The sequence below is a fragment of the Flavobacterium saliperosum genome, assembly GCF_900100625.1.
Taxonomy (GTDB): domain Bacteria; phylum Bacteroidota; class Bacteroidia; order Flavobacteriales; family Flavobacteriaceae; genus Flavobacterium; species Flavobacterium saliperosum.
Genome location: NZ_FMTY01000002.1, coordinates 97473 through 115469 on the forward strand (window position 1 = coordinate 97473; position 17997 = coordinate 115469).

Genomic DNA, 17997 nt, shown 5'->3' on the forward strand with positions numbered 1-17997 from the left:
GTTTTAATCGTATTTCCTTTAAAAATTCTAACCGCATTTAATAGGATCTGCTGTAAATCAGAAAAAAAAGCCACTAACATTTTAACAATTGCGCGCGATTCCAAAATATGTCTTATTTTAGCCTGTAAATTGTACGATTATGATTTCAGAAGCACAGTTTCAGAAGGAACTCGAAATAATTATTACCAATGCCATTCGAGAAGACGTAGGCGATGGCGATCACAGTTCATTAGCATGTATTCCCGCATCGGCAACCGGAAAAGCAAAACTTCTGGTTAAAGATGAGGGAATTATTGCAGGTGTTGAATTTGCCAAAATGGTTTTTAAACATGTAGACCCGAATCTGGAAGTGGAAGTGTTCATTCCGGATGGTACTACAGTCAAATACGGCGATGTGGTATTCCATGTTTCCGGAAGTTCCCAATCGATTCTGAAAGCGGAGCGTTTGGTGTTGAATGCCATGCAGCGAATGAGTGCCATAGCAACCAAAACCAAAGTTTTCGTGGATTTACTGGAAGGAACCAAAACAAAAATCCTCGATACCCGAAAAACCACACCGGGGATCCGTGCGATAGAAAAATGGGCCGTGAAAATTGCCGGTGGCGAAAACCATCGTTTTGCGTTGTATGACATGATTATGCTGAAAGACAATCACAATGATTTTGCAGGCGGAATTACGCAAGCCATCGAAAAAACGAATGCTTATTTAAAAGAGCATAATCTCGATTTGAAAATCATCGTGGAAGCCAGAAACCTTGATGAGGTGGCTGAAATTTTAAGAAATGAAGGAGTTTACAGAATACTGTTGGACAATTTCAATTTCGACGATACCCGAAAAGCCGTGGAAATGATTGGGGATAAGTGCTTAACCGAATCTTCCGGCGGTATTGATGAAAAAACAGTACGACGGTTTGCCGAATGTGGCGTGGATTTTGTATCCTCCGGAGCATTAACCCATTCCATTTACAACATGGATTTGAGTTTAAAAGCGATTTAATAAGAGAAAGGGAAAAGGGAAAAAGGGAATTGATATATTATTTGTGGAATACAATTATAACTTATCCCTTATAACTCATAACTTATCCCTAATAATAAAAAAACAATGTCCAAAGAAATAGAAGAACAAATCGAAAAAATTCCGGTGCTCAACAAGCTGATGGCTTTTTGTAAAACCATTATTGTACCGGGATTGGAAGGAGTGACGCTTTACGAAATACTCGAGCTCTACGGAATAGGGATTGCTCAGGGTGCGTTTTCCTATCGTGCCGGTGCGATTGCGTTCAGTTTCTTTATGGCGTTGTTTCCGTTTGCGCTGTTTATCCTGAATCTGATTCCGTACATACCGTTAGCCGGTTTTCAGGAGGATTTTCTGCAATTCGTTTCGGATAGTGTGCCGCCTAATACCTATGGTGCTATAGAAGCTATCCTGAAAGATATCATGAACAATTCCTATAAGAGCTTGCTTTCCTTTGGTTTCTTTTTGTCCATATTCTTAATGTCCAATGGATTATCTGCCATTTTGGGAGGGTTTGAATCGTCCTACCATGTTACCATTAAAAGAGGTTATTTCCGTCAATATGCGGTAGCAATAGGATTGTCGTTAATTTTCTCGTTTATGCTAATTGTAACGGTTTCGTCTATCGTTGTGTCAGAGGTTTTTATTCAGAAATTCTCCAGCCGATTCCAATTGGATGATGTATTACTGATAGAATGGGCACGCTATATTTTTATTTTGGTGATGCTTTTTGTTTCCACTTCCTTTCTTTTTAAATACGGTACCAGAGAAACCAAACTCATTCCTTTTTTCAATGCGGGCGCCATGTTAACTACAGTTTTGGTAATCGTAACTTCTTATTTGTTTGGTATTTACGTTTTGAAATTTGCACGATATAATGAACTCTACGGATCGATTGGCACGCTTCTTGTCTTAATGTTCTACATATGGATAAATTGTATGATATTGCTTTTGGGTTTCGAACTAAATGCCATTATCAACAAACACAAAAGAAACCCCAGCCAAAAATTTGATTTTGAAAATAAAAATTGGGGTTCCTGAAGACCAAAAAAACAAATAAAAAATTTCGGAAGAAAAATTTTATATATTTAACAAACAAAAAACAACAATTATGAAAAAACAATTCTTAACATTATTATTCGTAGCATTTGCAGGGTTATTTTCAATGACTGCACAAACCACAGAAGTTGCCGGTGTTAAAGTAGCACAAAAAGTAACTATGGAAGGACAAAGTTTAGTACTTAACGGCGTCGGAGTTCGTGAAAAATTGTTTATGGACATGTATGTGGGAGCTTTATATTTGCCTAAGAAAAGTTCAAATTCGGCAGAAATCATGGCAGGGAATGATGCGGCGGCAATTAAACTGACAATTGTATCCGGAATGATTACCAGTGATAAAATGATCAGTGCCGTTAACGAGGGTTTTGAGAATGCAACCAATAAAAATACAGCACCTATTAAAGCGAAAATCGCACAATTCAAAGCGTGTTTTAAAGATGAAATCAAAAAAGGAGACGTGTTTGATATGGTATTTGTACCCGGAAAAGGGGTTGTGGTTTCTAAAAACGGTAAAGAAAAAGGAACTATTGATGGCGCCGATTTCAAAAAAGCGATGTTCGGAATCTGGTTGTCTAACAAACCGGCCGACAAAAACCTAAAAGCAGCTATGTTGGGTAAATAATATTCAACACAAATAAATACACAGAAAACACTTCCTCACCGAAGTGTTTTTTTTTTTTGAAGAGCGAGTGGTTTGGGCTTGTTTGGTATCCGTGTTCCTGCTGTCCGCTCTATCTTTTGTTCCGCTTGCACTACACAAAAGGATGCCGCTCCCATCAGGGCTGAAGGAGGAACTTTAAAACCTTTTGGAAGGGTCGTGAAAAATCTTCCAACCTGACCACACTACCTTTGTGTCCTTTGCGAAAACCCTTTGCATTCTTTGCAGTTAAACCCATCTGACCATAATGCCTTTGCGCCCCTTGCGAAACCCTTTTGCGTTCTTTGCGGTTAAATCCACAATGCCCAGCAGTTAAATCAATCCCAATCAATTTCTCAAATTAGCATTCAAAATAAATCGCGGTAACTTATATTTGTAATTCAAAAGTCATTTATGCCGCATTTCGTAGAAGTCGTTTTACCGTTAGCCTTACCCAAAACATTCACTTATCTGGTTTCTGAAGCCGAGTTTCAGTACATCCGAAAAGGAATGCGTGTGGCGGTACCTTTCGGAAAAAGTAAAATCTACACGGCTTTGGTAATCGATTTGCATCAGAATGCACCAACGCTCTATCAGGCGAAAGAAATCCATCAGATCTTAGACGAGTCGCCGGTAGTAAACGAATTCCAGATCGAACATTGGCAATGGATCGCCAACTATTACATGTGTTCGATAGGCGAAGTGTTTAAAAGCGCTTTACCATCCGGTTTTTTGCTCGAAAGCGAAACGATTATCTCTGCTCAGAAGGAGTTGGATATCGATGCAAAAGAGCTTTCGGACAGTGAATTTCTGATTTATCAGGCGTTGCAGCAACAATCGTCGTTAAAAGTGGAAGATATTGTTTCCATCCTCGGAAAGAAAAACGTATTTCCGATTTTAAATGCGATGCTGTCTAAAAACGTATTGGTGCTACAGGAAGAAGTCGCCGAAAAATACAAACCGAAACTAACCCGATACATCCGTTTGCAAGAGGAATTTCTGCAGCAGGAACAGTTGTCGGAATTAATGAATGTCCTTTCCCGTGCCCAAAAACAGCGCGAACTGGTGCTGCATTATTTTCAGCTGAATGCGAAAGAGAAGAAGCCTATTTCCGTAAAGCAATTACTGGAAACTTCCGGAAGTACTTCGGCTGTGGTAAAATCATTAGTTGATAAGGGAATTTTCGAAGAATATTACATCGCTCAAGACCGTGTCACCTTCGAAAAAGAAGACGAATCGGGTTTTCAGTTAAGTCAGCCACAACAAACTGCTTTCGACGAAATTAAAACTTGTTTTGAAAAGCAATCGGTTACTTTATTACATGGCGTAACGGCTTCGGGAAAAACTGAAATCTATATCAAACTCATTGAAGAGTATATTCATAAAGGCGAACAGGTTTTGTATCTTTTGCCTGAAATTGCTTTAACTACACAATTAGTTACGCGATTAACTGCTTATTTTGGTAATCAGGTGGCGGTTTTCCATTCCAAGTATTCCAATAACGAACGAATCGAAGTGTGGAATCAGGTATTGCAAAATTCGGATAAAGCGAAGATTGTCATCGGTGCACGTTCGGCCTTATTTCTTCCGTTTTCAAATTTAGGTTTAATCGTAATCGACGAAGAACACGAGCAAACCTTCAAACAATTCGATCCGGCACCGCGCTATCATGCCCGGGATGCCGCTATTGTTTTGGCATCGCAGCATAAGGCAAAAGTGTTGTTGGGTTCGGCTACGCCAAGTCTGGAAACGTATCATAACGTAAAAGCGAACAAATACGGTTTGGTGGAACTTTTCGAACGTTACGGGAATGTGGTGTTACCGGAGATCTATCTGGTCGATTTGAAAGACAAGTACAAACGAAAGAAGATGAACGGGCATTTCAGTGACGATTTGCTCGAAGCAATAACGGAAACCTTATCCAAAGGCGAACAGGTAATTTTGTTTCAGAACCGCCGCGGGTATTCGCCATTCGTGGAATGTATGACGTGCGGACACGTGCCGCAATGCCCAAGTTGCGATGTGAGTCTGACGTATTACAAATTCAAAAACCAGTTGCGTTGTCATTACTGCGGGCATTCGATTGCGAATCCTACGCATTGTCACGCCTGTCAGTCGGTAGATTTATCCACGAAAGGTTTCGGTACGGAGCAGATTGAAATCGAACTGAAAGCGCTTTTTCCGGAGAAAACCATCGGAAGAATGGATCAGGATACCACCAGAGGGAAATTCGGATACGAAAAAATTATCGACGCCTTCAAGAATCAGGAAATTGATGTTTTGGTGGGCACGCAAATGCTCGCCAAAGGATTGCATTTTGATAATGTAACGTTGGTTGGAGTCATGAATGCCGATAACATGTTAAACCAACCCGATTTTCGTTCGCACGAGCGCGCCTATCAGATGATCATGCAGGTTTCGGGACGAGCGGGCAGGAGTGAAAAACGCGGAAAAGTGATGATTCAGACCTACAATCCGTACCACAATATTATCCAACAGGTTACGAACAACGATTATAACGGAATGTATAACGAGCAGGTGTATGAACGCCATAATTTCAAATATCCGCCATATTACCGTTTGGTGAAACTCACGTTAAAACACAGGGATTTTGACAAGTTGAAAGAAGGGTCGTTATGGATGTACAACGTTTTGGTACAGCAATTGCAAATTCCGGTTTTAGGTCCGGAAGAACCTGCCATCAGTCGGATTCGTAATGAGTTTATCCGAACGATTTTAATCAAGATTCCGAATCAGAATCATTTGGGTCAAACCAAAAAAACTATCCAGAGAGTACTGAATAGTTTTGAGGCAGTAGCCCAATACAGGGCTATAAAGGTTACGATAAACGTCGATAATTATTAAGCGCTTTCAATCGCTTTTACCAAATCTTCTTTTTTGTTTCGGCTTAGCGGAATTTTGTGCGGACCGATTTCAGCGAATTTGCTGTTGAATTTTTCGATTTTATCGATATTCACGATAAATGATTTGTGAACACGAATGAATTTTTCTTTTGGCAATTCGTTTTCAAAAGCTTTCATTGTCGACAGTACCAAATGATTGTCTTCTTCAGTAATCACTTTTACGTAATCGCCATAGGCTTCAATCCATTTGATTCGGGAAATGTAAATTTTAAGTTTTTTAAGGTTACTCTTGATAAAAATGTGCGGACTCTCTTCTTCACCACCGTTTTCTTTACTGAGCGAGATCATGCTTATGGCTTTTTTAACAGCCTGGTTGAATCGTTCGCGGGTAATGGGTTTATGAAGGTAGTCTGTTGCGGCATAGTCAAAAGCCTTTACAGCATACTCCGCCTTAGAGGTAATGAAAATTACCTGCGGTTTTACTTTTAAGCCGTCCAAAAGGTCGAAACCATTAATTACGGGCATTTCAATGTCCAGAAAAACCAAATCAACGTTTTTGTTCGTGATACAGTTTTTTGCTTCCACAGCATTAGAAAATTCGCCTACGAGCTCCAGATTTGGGTTATCATTTACTAGTTTAGTAATGGTCAATCTTTGGATGCTACTATCATCTACAACTATACAATTTATTTTCATAAGCTTCTGGTGAGAGTTAATATCGAAATAAAAATAACTAAATAGTTTTAATATCCAAAGGATTTATGTGAAAATATTGCATTTCATCTAAAATACCGAAAATGGTATTGCAGGTTAAATATAAATCACTATTTTTGCACCCAATTTTATAACAAATAAATTTTTTATTATGAATCATTATGAAACTGTTTTCATCTTGAATCCCGTTTTATCTGAGCAACAGGTAAAGGAAACAGTTAGCAAGTTTGAAGATTTTCTTACTTCTAAAGGAGCAGAGATGGTATCCAAAGAGGATTGGGGCTTAAAAAAAATGGCTTACGAAATCCAACACAAGAAAAGTGGTTTTTACCATTTATTTGAATTCAAAGTATCAGGAGAAGCTTTAATCGCTTTCGAAACTGAATTCAGACGTGACGAAAGAGTTATGCGTTTCTTAACGGTAAGTTTAGACAAACACGCGGTAGCTTGGGCAGAAAGAAGAAGAGCAAAATTAAAAGCAGCTAAAGCATAATTATTATGGCAACTTTACAACAATCCGCTTCAGGAAAAAAAGACGGAGATATCAGATATCTAACGCCTTTAAACATAGAAACTAACAAAACTAAAAAGTATTGTCGTTTCAAAAAATCCGGTATCAAATATATCGATTATAAAGATGCTGATTTCTTATTGAAATTCGTTAACGAGCAAGGGAAAATTCTTCCTCGTCGTTTAACTGGAACTTCATTGAAATACCAAAGAAAAGTGTCTGTAGCTGTTAAAAGAGCAAGACATTTAGCTTTAATGCCATATGTGGCTGATTTATTAAAATAATTAAAAATTACAGTTGTTGGTTTCCGGTCAGATGGAACCTAACTTCTCAAATATAAGGACAACAACATGGAACTTATTTTAAAACAAGACGTTCAGAATTTAGGATTTAAAGATGACGTAGTATCTGTAAAACCGGGTTACGGTCGTAACTTCTTAATTCCTCAGGGTTTTGCTACTTTAGCAACGCCTTCTGCTAAAAAAGTTTTAGCTGAAAACTTGAAACAAAAAGCACACAAAGAAGCTAAAATCGTTGCTGATGCAAAAGCATTAGGAGAAACTTTAAAAGCTTTGGATATTAAAATCTCTGCTAAAGCGGGTGGTGAGAAATTATTCGGTTCAGTTACAAACGCTGACATCGCTCAGATTTTAGAGAAAAACGGTCAAACAATTGACAAAAAATTCATCACTTCAGGTATCGTTAAACGTACCGGTAAATACACTGCTTCAGTGCGTTTACACCGTGATGTAATCGTTGAATTAGCATACGAGATTATCGCTGAACAAGCTTAATTTCTAATTCATTATAGAAAAGCCTTCTCGTATGAGGAGGCTTTTTTTTTAACTAAATTGGAATGAGATTGGTTCGTTCCTCACAATGACATGAAATACACACGACTTACAAAAGAACAGCTCGAAGAACTGCACCCGGAGTTTATTAATTTTTTGGCTTCTCAGTCTATTGATAAAAACGAATGGGATACTATTAAAGCGCAAAACCCAGAGGCAGCCGAGCAGGAAATCGATATTTTTTCCGATTTGATCTGGGAAGGTGTTTTAGGAAATGCCAAATACCTGGAACACTATTCGAAAAATTTCATTTTCCTTTTTCATTGTACCGAAGTGCACATGATGACTATCATTATTCGCGCATTGGTTACCGAAGTGGATTTACTGCACAAAGAGGGCTTGCAGTGGCTTAGCGATAATCTCTTTACCGATAACGTAGAAGTGCAACGCGGTCAAAAGGTTTTCGCGGATGACAGAAACATGGAAATATTCAAATTGATCCAGCAGGGCGCCATTTTTACCGATGGTGATTTATTCCAGCAAATGAGCGGTATTTTAGAGCAATAGTTTTATTGATTTAAAAGGATATTATTAAAAATTGGTTAAATTAGTTGCATCAAACTAATCTAGCCAATTTTTCTTTTTTATGGATGTTTTGCCAAAGATACAAGCCCTAAGAGACGAACTCAATCTACACAATTATAATTATTACGTATTGGATAATCCCACGATTTCCGATTACGAATTTGACTTAAAACTCAAAGAACTTCAGGATCTTGAAGCCCAACATCCCGAGTATTTCGATGAAAACTCGCCAACCCAGCGGGTAGGAGGCACCATAACCAAGAACTTTGAAACGGTTAAGCACGAATACAGAATGTACTCGTTGGACAATTCCTATTCCAAAGAAGATTTACTGGATTGGGAAAGACGGGCCCAGAAAATTTTAGGCGATGTGCCGTTGGAATATACCTGCGAATTAAAATACGACGGCGCTTCCATCAGCATTTCCTATGAAAACGGGAAACTGAAAAGAGCCGTAACAAGGGGCGATGGGTTTCAGGGGGATGATGTGACCAATAATATCAAAACCATCAAAGCGGTTCCGATTAAGTTAAAAGGCGATTTTCCCGAGAAGTTTGATATTCGTGGCGAAATCATCTTGCCTTTTGCCGGTTTTGAAAAAATGAACCAGGAACTGATTGAAATAGGAGAAACACCATATGCGAATCCTAGAAATACCGCTTCCGGCAGTTTGAAATTACAGGACAGCGCCGAAGTGGCCAAACGTCCGTTAGATTGTTTGCTGTATTCTCTTATCGGAAACAATTTACACATTACATCTCATTTTGAAGGTTTGGAAAAAGCTCGTCAATGGGGATTTAAAGTTCCGAAACAGTCGCATTTGGCCAAAAACATGAATGAGGTTTTGGATTTTATCGACTATTGGGACAAGCACCGTCATGAAATGCCCTATGAAACAGATGGTGTGGTTGTAAAAATTAATAATTTGCATCTGCAGGATGAATTAGGTTATACCGCTAAATCACCGCGTTGGGCCATTGCTTATAAATTTAAAGCCGAACAGGTTTCCACCAAACTGAATTCGATATCCTATCAGGTGGGAAGAACGGGAGCCATTACTCCGGTTGCCAATCTGATGCCGGTACAATTAGCAGGAACGGTGGTAAAAAGAGCTTCGTTACACAATGCCGATCAGATTGAAAAGTTAGACATTCGCATTGGCGATGAGGTCTTTGTGGAAAAAGGAGGCGAAATCATTCCGAAGATTATCGGGGTTGATTTCAGCAAACGTCCGTCGCATTCAGAACCAACAAAATACATTACGCATTGTCCGGAATGTCAGACAGAACTGGAACGGAAAGAAGGTGAAGCGAATCATTATTGTCCGAATTTCTATGGTTGTCCGCCGCAGATTATCGGAAGAATTCAGCATTTTATTACGCGTAAAGCGATGGATATTGAAGGATTGGGAGGAGAAACGGTAGCTTTGCTTTTCAATAACGGATTGGTTACCAATTTTGCCGATTTGTATGAACTGAAAAAAGAACAGATTATTCCGTTGGAACGCATGGCGGAAAAATCGGCAGATAACATGATAAAAGGGATTCAGAAGTCAAAAGAAATTCCGTTTGAAAGGGTTTTGTATGCGTTAGGTATCCGTTATGTGGGCGAAACCGTAGCAAAGAAACTGGCGAAACACTATAAATCGATAGATGCTATTGCTTCCGCTTCGTTGATGGATTTGATTTTAGTCGACGAAATAGGTGAAAAAATCGCCCAAAGTGTCATTGAATTTTTTGATAATCAGGAAAATAGGCTTATCATTGAAAGATTAAAACAACACGGAGTTCAGCTTGAAGTTTCCGCTTCAAACGATACAGCGGTTTCTGATACACTTTCCGGGAAAACTTTTGTGGTTTCCGGTGTTTTTGAAAAATTTTCCCGCGATGATTTGAAAAAAGCGATTGAAGATAATGGGGGAAAAGTTGGCAGTTCCATTTCGGCAAAAACCCATTTTGTGGTTGCCGGTGACAATATGGGGCCCGCCAAACTGGAAAAAGCGAAACAGTTGAATATTCCGATTATCAGTGAAAATGATTTTATAGAGATGATAAATGGATAAAAGCACCCCGGCTTTAATTTTATATTTTGCTGCATCATTGGTGTATGTGCTGTCTATTGTTTTAGAATTAGATACAGTAATCACTTTTTTGTTTAAGCCGATGATTGCTCCGGCTATTTTTTTTTATTATTGGCAGGAAAGTAAAGGGAAAATACTCCTGATACCTTCATTGGTTTTGCTGCTTTTTTATATTGGCGATATGATGATTCTTATTGAATATGAAAACCTGTTGGTTTCCTTAATGATCTTAAATCTCATCGCTTACATGTTCTTAGGGTCTTATTTAACCAAGGATTTACTGAAAATAAACAATCCTAAAATTTCAAGTTATACTTTTCTGATAATCTGTTTGATTATTGTCTTTTTGTTAAGTTTATTATATCTCGGTTTGTCGATTGTATTCCGATCTACCGATTCAAATTATGGTTTGCTGATTGTTTACGGGGTGACTTTGGTATTGTTGGGTATTGAAGCCGTGACCTATTACATTTTAAAAAATGATGAGGCAAGCTTTTTCATTTTATTAACCATTTTCAGCCTTGTGATTAGTGATTTGTTTTACGTACTTTATAATCACTATGCTCAATTTAATGTGTTTGTAAACATTAATGTTTTTTGTCAGGTTCTTTCGCTTTATTTTGTCATAAAATATTTTTTATACAGATCACACCAAAATACTCTTGAAAACTCATGAAAAACAAACCGGCGTTATTATTATATTTTGTAGCCTGTACTGTTTTCATGTTGGCTGTCATGTTAAACAACAGTGAACTTATGTTGGTTACAAAACCTATTATTGTTCCGGCAATTTTCTTTTACTATTTACAGGAAAAGAGAAGAATCAATTGGAGTTATGTTGTAATTATCATGCTGTTTTTCATTGGCGATATGACTGTGCTGATTGATTTACCCGATTTTTTTGTGTTAATCGTTTCGGTTTTCCTGATAGCATATCTTTTCTTTTTGAAAGGACTTGTCGATGATTTGGTAGCCATTCGTTTGGGCGGTATCAACAGAACGCATTTGTTTGCACTGTTGCTATGTGTTTTCTTTTTGATTTATTTACTGATAAGTATAATGGATGTCTTAATAGAGGCTAAAACGGAGAATATGTGCCTGATGGTGCTTTACGGGATAATTTTGGTAGCCATTGGAACGATTGCATCCATGAATTATATCATAAAGCCATCCCGATATACCACTTTTATGATTTTTGCAAGTTTGTCATTTGTGATTTCGGATGTCTTTTACATACTTAAGAAAGATTTTTTAGAAATTGAAATATTAAACTATCTGAATAATTTCACACAAATAGTTTCATATTATTACCTAACGAAGTATTATCTCCTTAAAGATTCGAAAAATGAAATCTGAATTCAGAAAAAATATAACGACACTTTCGGGGATAGCCTACATCATGCTTTCACTGTTTGTGATTTTTGGAGAATACGAAAAAGATATCCGATTAATAAGTCTCACCAAGCCTTTTTTAATTCCGGCATTGGTGGTGTTGTATCTTACCTTGACCAAGAAAATCAATTGGATGTATGTTCTTGCTCTGGTTTTTGTTTGGGTTGCCAATATTTTATTTATCACGCAAACCCAGGAATTTATATTCAGGGGAGCGGCCAGTTATTTGGTGTTTTGGATATTCATCACCTTTCTTGTTTTAGTGAATACGCCGTTTCCAAACCGTTTTTCTTTTCTAATAGCGATTGTCCCTTTTTCGTTTGTGTATTGTTGTGTTTTTCAATTGGTTTATGAAAACATCGAACAGGGCGTCTATTTGTTTTTTCTGAACGGCACACTCATGATTTTTTTGGGAGGATATTCTCTGGCAAATTATTTTATTGACTCCAACAAACCCAACACGTATCTTTTAATTAGTGTTTTGATGTTTACATTTATCCAGTTTTTAGTGTCGATCGATTTGTATTATGTTTCCATGAAACTTTTCAGACCAATGGCTATGCTGCTCTTTGTTACTGCGCAGTTTTTTTTGCTGAAAACATTTCTTTCGTTTGATAAAATGAACTTTGACAGAAACAAAATTCAGAATTAATTCAAAAAAGAGACAGATGGATTTTAAAATCGAAAAGGCATTTTTTTTAAGACCTCTCAAACTATTCTATCTGTTTTTAAGTTTGATTCTAATTTATGCGGAATATTTAAAGGATGCGGATTTTCTCTACGTTGTGAAACCACTTTTAATGCCTACTTTATTCTTTTTGTATTTTGTGAGTACGGATAGGAAAGGAATGAATCTGTATTTTGTGATCGCCCTTTTTTTTATGTGGATAGCCAACATTTGTTTTATCAGTACAGAGAAAGAAATATTTCTTTTGGGTATCTTAACTACTTTTATCAGTAGACTATTTGTATTGATTTTGATTTTAAAATGCTGTAAATGTCCTAAGCCACTCCCTTTTTTAATAGGAACTTTTCCATTTGCAATAATCTTCATTACTGTTTTGGAGCTGCTGAACAATAGCTTGGGAGATGCTTTTTATTTTGTGGTGCTTAATGGTGTCCTTGTAATTTTATTGGGGGGAATCTCACTGGCAAATTATATTATGTCGCCAAGCAAGATTAACACCTACATTTTAATCAGTATCATTATGTTTGTTTTTATGCGATTTATCGTCGCAATCGATCATTATTATCTTTCCGTTCAAATATTCAGACCCATAGCGATTGTGATATTTTCTGCGGCACAATACATTCTTTACATGGCTGTGATAGCAATGAATCAGGCGCAAACAGAAAAAATCAAACCATAATACTTCTTCCGTTGCCTGAAGCAGCCTTGTTTTTTTTGTCAAAATAAAAATCAATCCGACCTAAGTTTATGCCATAACAGCCCACCTGATTAATAAGTACCTCTTTACCGTCACTGTTTTTCTCAATTACTGGTTTGTCCAGAAAAGTATGAGTGTGACCGCCAATAATTAAATCGATATCTTTTGTCTTTTTCGCCAAATTGACATCGCATATTTTTTCCGGATCATTCGAATATTTAAACCCTAAATGCGAAAGGCAGATAACCAAATCACATTTATTTTCCTGTTTCAGGATTCGGGTCATTTCCTGAGCTACTTCCACCGGATTATTGTAAACGGTCTCTTTATAAAGTTGCGGACTCACCAATCCCTGAAGTTCTACGCCTAGACCAAAAATTCCGATTTTAATTCCGTCTTTACGTATGATTTTATAAGGTTTCACAATCCCGTCAAGGATAGTGTTTTTAAAGTCGTAGTTTGCCGAAACGAAATCGAATTCAGCATGCGGCAATTGTGCGTAAAAACCTTCAATTCCGTTGTCGAAATCGTGATTTCCCATCGTAGCCAAATCGTATTGCAACATACTCATCAATTTGAATTCCAATTCACCGCCGTAGTAATTAAAATAAGGCGTTCCCTGAAATATATCACCGGCATCCAAAAGTAAAACGTTTTTTTCCTCTTTTCTGATTTGTTCCACTAAAGCCGCTCTTCGGGCAACTCCGCCCATGTTTGGATTCTTGGGATGATCTGCCGGAAACGGATCAATATGACTGTGTACGTCGTTAGTATGGAGAATGGTTATTTTCTTAACTTCTGTAGTGTCTTCCAGGTTATCGAAACTGCTTAATGACAACCCACCCAAAGTCAATAAAGCGGAACTTGCTGCCGTGTTTTTTAAAAAATCTCTTCTTTTCATCTTATTCCAGAATTATTCTTTGGTTTATAATTACAGGGATGGTATCTACTTTTTTGAAGTAATCAATCATCAGGTTTCGAAGTTTGTAATTCATATCATAGGACGCAACGGCTTTTCGGAAGAAAACCATATTGTCGCCTCCGTTGGATAAATAATCCGAGGTGGCTACGTAATAACTTTTAGAATCTTCCAACGGTTTTCCGTTAACGGATAAGGATTTTACAGTCAATGTGTTTTTATCGATGATTATCTGCAAACCGTTTAACGGATGAGGTTTTTTTTCTTTCAGAATATAATTAGCCATTTCCCGGATTTCGGTTCCTTTCAGTTCCACCACAATCAGACTGTTTTCAAAAGGCATGATTTCAAAAGCAGTTCGGGTAGTCACATTTCCTTTGGGTAAAATGGAACGGATGCCACCATGATTCAAAATGCAGATGTCGATGTTTTTCTTTTCACGGGACAAGAATACCGGATTTCCCATTTCCACGGTCATGTCGGCCATTAGATTGCCGATGGAGGTTTGCCATTCGCCCTTACTTTTATCAAGTGTTTCCGGGGAATAGGCTAATATGTTGTCAAGGTCTTTATTAATGTGTTCCCGGTAAGGCGCCACAAAAGCATCAATCGATTTTACTTCGCCCGATTGCCCGGTAATCCCGATCTGCTTTCCTTCAATTTTCGAATTGTAATATTTGTTTCCAACACAGGAAACCAATAAAAAAACCGAAAATGCTGCAATAATTTGTATGAAAAAACGGTTATACTTTCTTAACTTTACCATTCGTAATAAGCCTTATTTCGTTAAATTTGTATTTCAAGTAAAATTACTATGTTTTTAAAACTAATAAAGGATTTTCTAATTAAAAAATTAGTTAAAAAATCCTTGTCAAATTATAAGCCGGCAATTATTGAAGACAAGATACAAACGGTAGGCCTGCTGATTGATGAAAGTTATTTTTCAAAGGAAAGCGAATTGGTTTCGGAAATCGTTTCCGCCGGAATTCAGCAAAAGGATATCGAAGTTTTGATTTACAGGGATAAGATAAAAAAGAAAGACACTTTTCAACACCATTTTTTCAGCAGAGCAGACATTACTCTCAACCCGGATTTTAAGAAGCCGGAAGTGAAGGACTTTATTGAAAAGCCGTTTGACATGTTAATCAGTTATTACGATGTTGAGAAGCCGCCGTTGACTTTGGTTACTTTACAGTCGAAAGCCAGATTTAAAGTTGGCTTTTCCACCATTGACAAGCGCTTGAACAGTTTCATGATTACAACTGTGGCCGAAAAGCATCAGGAATTTGTATCCGAATTATTCAAATATTTAAAAATTTTAAACAAAATATAAAATGCAGGCATTTATTGGAACCGGAGTGGCGTTGGTAACACCTTTTAAAAAAGATTTTTCCGTTGATGTGGAAGCACTGAAACGCATTGTGAATTATGTGATTGACGGTGGCGTGGAGTACCTGGTTGTATTAGGAACCACGGCAGAATCCGCAACACTTACGGCAGAGGAGAAAGAATTGGTTATCGCTACTGTAAAAGAAGCGAATAACGGACGATTGCCTTTGGTTTTGGGTGTGGGCGGAAACAACACGATGAAAGTGGTAGAAGAATTGAAAACAAGAGATTTTTCCGGTTTTTCAGCAATCCTTTCGGTTTCCCCTTATTATAACAAACCGACTCAGGAAGGAATTTACCAGCATTTTAAAATGGTTGCCGAAAATTCTCCGCTACCTGTAATTCTTTACAATGTTCCCGGAAGAACCGCAAGTAACATGTTGCCGTCTACGGTTTTAAGATTAGCGAATGACTTCAAAAATGTAATCGCTATAAAAGAAGCGGCCGGTGATATCGTTCAGGCCATGAAATTACTTCAGTACAAACCAAAAGATTTCCTTGTGATTTCCGGCGACGACATGATTACGCTTCCCATGGTTTTGGCCGGTGGAGCAGGGGTAATCTCGGTAATCGGTGAAGGTTTTCCAAAAGAATTCTCCGAAATGGTGCGTTTGGGCTTACAGCGAAAAGTGGATGAGGCTTACAAATTACACTATTTATTGGCCGACAGTATTGATATGATTTTCGAACAGGGAAATCCGGGCGGAATAAAAGAAGTCTTCAAATCATTGGGATTGTCTGAAAATACGGTTCGTTTACCGTTGGTAAATGTTAACGAAGATTTAGCAAATCGCCTGAATGCTTTTGTAAAGAAAATTGTAAATTAGCAAATCATTAAAAAACCGAAAAGTTATGTTGTCTAACACTATTCAGCAAGCAATTAATAAACAGATTAAAGTAGAAGCGGATTCTTCTCAAATTTATTTGGCAATGGCATCTTGGGCTGAGGTTCAGGGTTTTGAAGGTATTTCTGCTTTCATGTACAAGCAATCGGATGAGGAGCGTATGCACATGCTTAAATTGGTAAAATATGCCAATCAGCGTGGCGGCGATGCGAAAATTCCGAATGTGATTGAACCTGTTTTGGATTGCTCCTCTTTCAAAGCATTGTTTACACAATTGTTTGAGCACGAAGTGATGGTTTCCCAAAGCATTAACGAATTGGTTCATATTACATTGCAGGAACAGGATTATGCGACACATAACTTTTTACAATGGTACGTTTCGGAACAAATTGAAGAAGAGGCGACGGCCAGAACAATTTTAGATAAAATTAATTTAATTGGGGATGACAAGGGAGGTTTGTATCTGTTTGATAATGATATGAAGAGCTTTTCGGGAAATCAGCCCAATGCCGTAAAATAAATTGCAATTAAACGAGTTAAGGAAAGATGTCTTTTTATGGCATCTTTTACTTTTTTGTGACATAAAAAAAAGATTTTGTAATCTATAATTAATAATTAACTTTGCAGTTGCTTTTAAATCAGTCCGGAACTGAGTGAAAAGCATTATAACTTAAACAAAAACATGAATAAATTTTTATATTTTTTACTTTTTTCAGTACTCTTTGTTTCATGCAGTCCGTACCAAAAGGCTTTAAAATCAGAGGATTTGGCTTTTAAATATGAAGTGGCAACTCAGAAATACGAAAAAGAAAAATATACCAAGGCAATCCGATTGTTTGAACAGATTGCAGGCCCAAACAGAGGAAAGCCTCAGGCAGAGAAGTTGTTTTACATGTTTTCACAGTCGTATTATAAAACAGAACAATATGTTTTGGCGGCCTATCAATTTGAATCGTTTGCGGCGACATATCCCAAAAGCGAGCACAGGGAAGAGGCCTCTTTTTTAGGAGCAAAATGTTATTCTTTTTTATCTCCCGTGTATTCTTTAGATCAGACGGATACCGATAAGGCGATTGATAAATTGCAGAATTATATTAACACCTATCCGAATTCGCCTAATTTCGATGAGGCAAACAAGATTATTGCTGCGTTAAGAGATAAATTAGAGAAAAAAGCATTTGAAATCGCGAAACAGTATAATACTATTTCGGATTACAAGTCGGCAGTGAAATCCTTAGATAATTTTATCTCTGATTATCCGGGAACAAAATACAAAGAGGATGCTTTATATTATAAATTTGATTCCGCATACAAGCTAGCGTTAAACAGTGTTCCTTCAAAAGTTGAGGAGCGTTTAAATATTGCCAAAACGGCTTATTCCGGATTAATGCGTTTTAAAGCGGATACCAAATACAAAAAAGAAGCCGATGAAAAATTGGCAAATATCGAAACCGAATTACAAAAATTTTCTAAATAATTACCTATGGATTTAAAGAAGACTACAGCTCCTGTAAATACAATTACCTACAATAAGAGTAAAATCGAAGAGCCAACGGGGAATGTGTATGAAGCGATTACTATTATGGCAAGAAGAGCTAATCAAATCAACTCTGAAATCAAAAAGGAATTGATTGACAAGCTAGAGGAGTTTGCTACTTACAATGATAGTCTTGAAGAAATCTTCGAAAACAAAGAACAAATTGAAGTTTCTAAGTTTTACGAAAAATTGCCTAAACCACATGCTTTAGCAGTACAAGAGTGGTTGGAAGGTAAAATCTATTACAGAGATTCAAATAAACAATAAAACT

General features: G+C 37.4%; 21 protein-coding genes. 18 read left to right on the forward strand and 3 right to left on the reverse strand.

Annotation, left to right across the window (positions count from 1 at the left end):
- Positions 1-139 precede the first annotated feature (139 nt).
- The 4 genes from nadC (at position 140) to priA (ending at position 5576) form a co-directional block, all read left to right on the forward strand.
- The gene (gene nadC / locus BLQ05_RS03870; RefSeq protein ID WP_023576391.1) at positions 140-997 is read left to right on the forward strand and encodes a carboxylating nicotinate-nucleotide diphosphorylase; all 858 of its coding nucleotides are present in this window, start codon (positions 140-142) and stop codon (positions 995-997) included.
- Between the two features lie 105 nt (positions 998-1102).
- Positions 1103-2056, forward strand: a complete 954-nt coding sequence (locus BLQ05_RS03875; protein ID WP_023576392.1) for a YihY/virulence factor BrkB family protein — start codon at positions 1103-1105, stop codon at positions 2054-2056.
- 70 nt (positions 2057-2126) lie between these two features.
- Positions 2127-2696 (forward strand): chalcone isomerase family protein, encoded by a 570-nt coding sequence (locus tag BLQ05_RS03880; RefSeq protein WP_023576393.1) that lies wholly within the window; start codon positions 2127-2129, stop codon positions 2694-2696.
- Between the two features lie 429 nt (positions 2697-3125).
- A complete protein-coding gene (priA, locus tag BLQ05_RS03890; RefSeq protein WP_023576394.1) occupies positions 3126-5576 on the forward strand; it encodes a replication restart helicase PriA in 2451 nt (816 codons plus the stop codon).
- Here priA and BLQ05_RS03895 read toward each other — a convergent pair.
- Positions 5573-6271: a LytR/AlgR family response regulator transcription factor gene (locus BLQ05_RS03895; RefSeq protein ID WP_035654484.1), complete on the reverse strand. Its 699-nt coding sequence runs from the start codon at positions 6269-6271 to the stop codon at positions 5573-5575. The two genes, priA and BLQ05_RS03895, sit on opposite strands and share 4 nt — an antisense overlap.
- A gap of 169 nt (positions 6272-6440) precedes the next feature.
- On the opposite strand from BLQ05_RS03895, the gene rpsF reads away from it, so the two are divergent.
- The 9 genes from rpsF to BLQ05_RS03940 all read left to right on the forward strand — a co-directional run bounded on the left by rpsF (position 6441) and on the right by BLQ05_RS03940 (position 13018).
- On the forward strand, positions 6441-6782 hold the full coding sequence (rpsF, locus tag BLQ05_RS03900; protein ID WP_035654485.1) for a 30S ribosomal protein S6: 342 nt from the start codon (positions 6441-6443) through the stop codon (positions 6780-6782).
- A 5-nt stretch (positions 6783-6787) separates the two neighbouring features.
- A complete protein-coding gene (rpsR, locus tag BLQ05_RS03905) occupies positions 6788-7084 on the forward strand; it encodes a 30S ribosomal protein S18 (protein WP_007138295.1) in 297 nt (98 codons plus the stop codon).
- A gap of 66 nt (positions 7085-7150) precedes the next feature.
- Positions 7151-7594, forward strand: a complete 444-nt coding sequence (gene rplI, locus BLQ05_RS03910; RefSeq protein WP_023576398.1) for a 50S ribosomal protein L9 — start codon at positions 7151-7153, stop codon at positions 7592-7594.
- Positions 7595-7684: 90 nt separating this feature from the next.
- Complete coding sequence (locus tag BLQ05_RS03915; protein WP_023576399.1) at positions 7685-8158, forward strand: DUF6495 family protein; 474 nt, start codon at positions 7685-7687, stop codon at positions 8156-8158.
- A 79-nt stretch (positions 8159-8237) separates the two neighbouring features.
- Positions 8238-10238 (forward strand): NAD-dependent DNA ligase LigA, encoded by a 2001-nt coding sequence (gene ligA, locus BLQ05_RS03920; protein WP_023576400.1) that lies wholly within the window; start codon positions 8238-8240, stop codon positions 10236-10238.
- A complete protein-coding gene (locus BLQ05_RS03925) occupies positions 10231-10932 on the forward strand; it encodes a hypothetical protein (protein WP_035654486.1) in 702 nt (233 codons plus the stop codon). The genes ligA and BLQ05_RS03925 overlap by 8 nt, the downstream gene beginning before the upstream one ends.
- A complete protein-coding gene (locus BLQ05_RS03930) occupies positions 10929-11612 on the forward strand; it encodes a lysoplasmalogenase family protein (protein ID WP_035654488.1) in 684 nt (227 codons plus the stop codon). The genes BLQ05_RS03925 and BLQ05_RS03930 overlap by 4 nt, the downstream gene beginning before the upstream one ends.
- A complete protein-coding gene (locus BLQ05_RS03935) occupies positions 11602-12300 on the forward strand; it encodes a lysoplasmalogenase family protein (RefSeq protein WP_023576401.1) in 699 nt (232 codons plus the stop codon). Before BLQ05_RS03930 ends, BLQ05_RS03935 begins: the two co-directional genes overlap by 11 nt.
- Positions 12301-12316: 16 nt before the next feature.
- Positions 12317-13018 (forward strand): lysoplasmalogenase family protein, encoded by a 702-nt coding sequence (locus BLQ05_RS03940; RefSeq protein WP_023576402.1) that lies wholly within the window; start codon positions 12317-12319, stop codon positions 13016-13018.
- Here BLQ05_RS03940 and BLQ05_RS03945 read toward each other — a convergent pair.
- Both BLQ05_RS03945 and BLQ05_RS03950 read right to left on the reverse strand, forming a co-directional pair.
- A complete protein-coding gene (locus BLQ05_RS03945) occupies positions 13008-13937 on the reverse strand; it encodes a bifunctional metallophosphatase/5'-nucleotidase (protein ID WP_023576403.1) in 930 nt (309 codons plus the stop codon). The two genes, BLQ05_RS03940 and BLQ05_RS03945, sit on opposite strands and share 11 nt — an antisense overlap.
- A 1-nt stretch (position 13938) precedes the next feature.
- Positions 13939-14721 carry a 5'-nucleotidase C-terminal domain-containing protein gene (locus BLQ05_RS03950; RefSeq protein ID WP_023576404.1) on the reverse strand — a complete coding sequence of 261 codons (783 nt, stop codon included), beginning with the start codon at positions 14719-14721 and terminating at the stop codon, positions 13939-13941.
- A gap of 48 nt (positions 14722-14769) precedes the next feature.
- Here BLQ05_RS03950 and BLQ05_RS03955 point away from each other — a divergent pair, with 48 nt between their 5' ends.
- From BLQ05_RS03955 to BLQ05_RS03975, 5 genes are all read left to right on the forward strand, one after another.
- Positions 14770-15288, forward strand: a complete 519-nt coding sequence (locus BLQ05_RS03955) for a DUF6913 domain-containing protein (protein ID WP_023576405.1) — start codon at positions 14770-14772, stop codon at positions 15286-15288.
- A gap of 1 nt (position 15289) precedes the next feature.
- Positions 15290-16171 (forward strand): 4-hydroxy-tetrahydrodipicolinate synthase, encoded by an 882-nt coding sequence (gene dapA, locus BLQ05_RS03960; protein ID WP_023576406.1) that lies wholly within the window; start codon positions 15290-15292, stop codon positions 16169-16171.
- A gap of 25 nt (positions 16172-16196) precedes the next feature.
- A complete protein-coding gene (locus BLQ05_RS03965; RefSeq protein ID WP_023576407.1) occupies positions 16197-16709 on the forward strand; it encodes a ferritin in 513 nt (170 codons plus the stop codon).
- 162 nt (positions 16710-16871) lie between these two features.
- Positions 16872-17666 carry an outer membrane protein assembly factor BamD gene (locus BLQ05_RS03970; protein ID WP_023576408.1) on the forward strand — a complete coding sequence of 265 codons (795 nt, stop codon included), beginning with the start codon at positions 16872-16874 and terminating at the stop codon, positions 17664-17666.
- Positions 17667-17672: 6 nt separating this feature from the next.
- Complete coding sequence (locus tag BLQ05_RS03975) at positions 17673-17993, forward strand: DNA-directed RNA polymerase subunit omega (RefSeq protein ID WP_023571803.1); 321 nt, start codon at positions 17673-17675, stop codon at positions 17991-17993.
- The last annotated feature ends 4 nt before the right edge of the window (positions 17994-17997 follow it).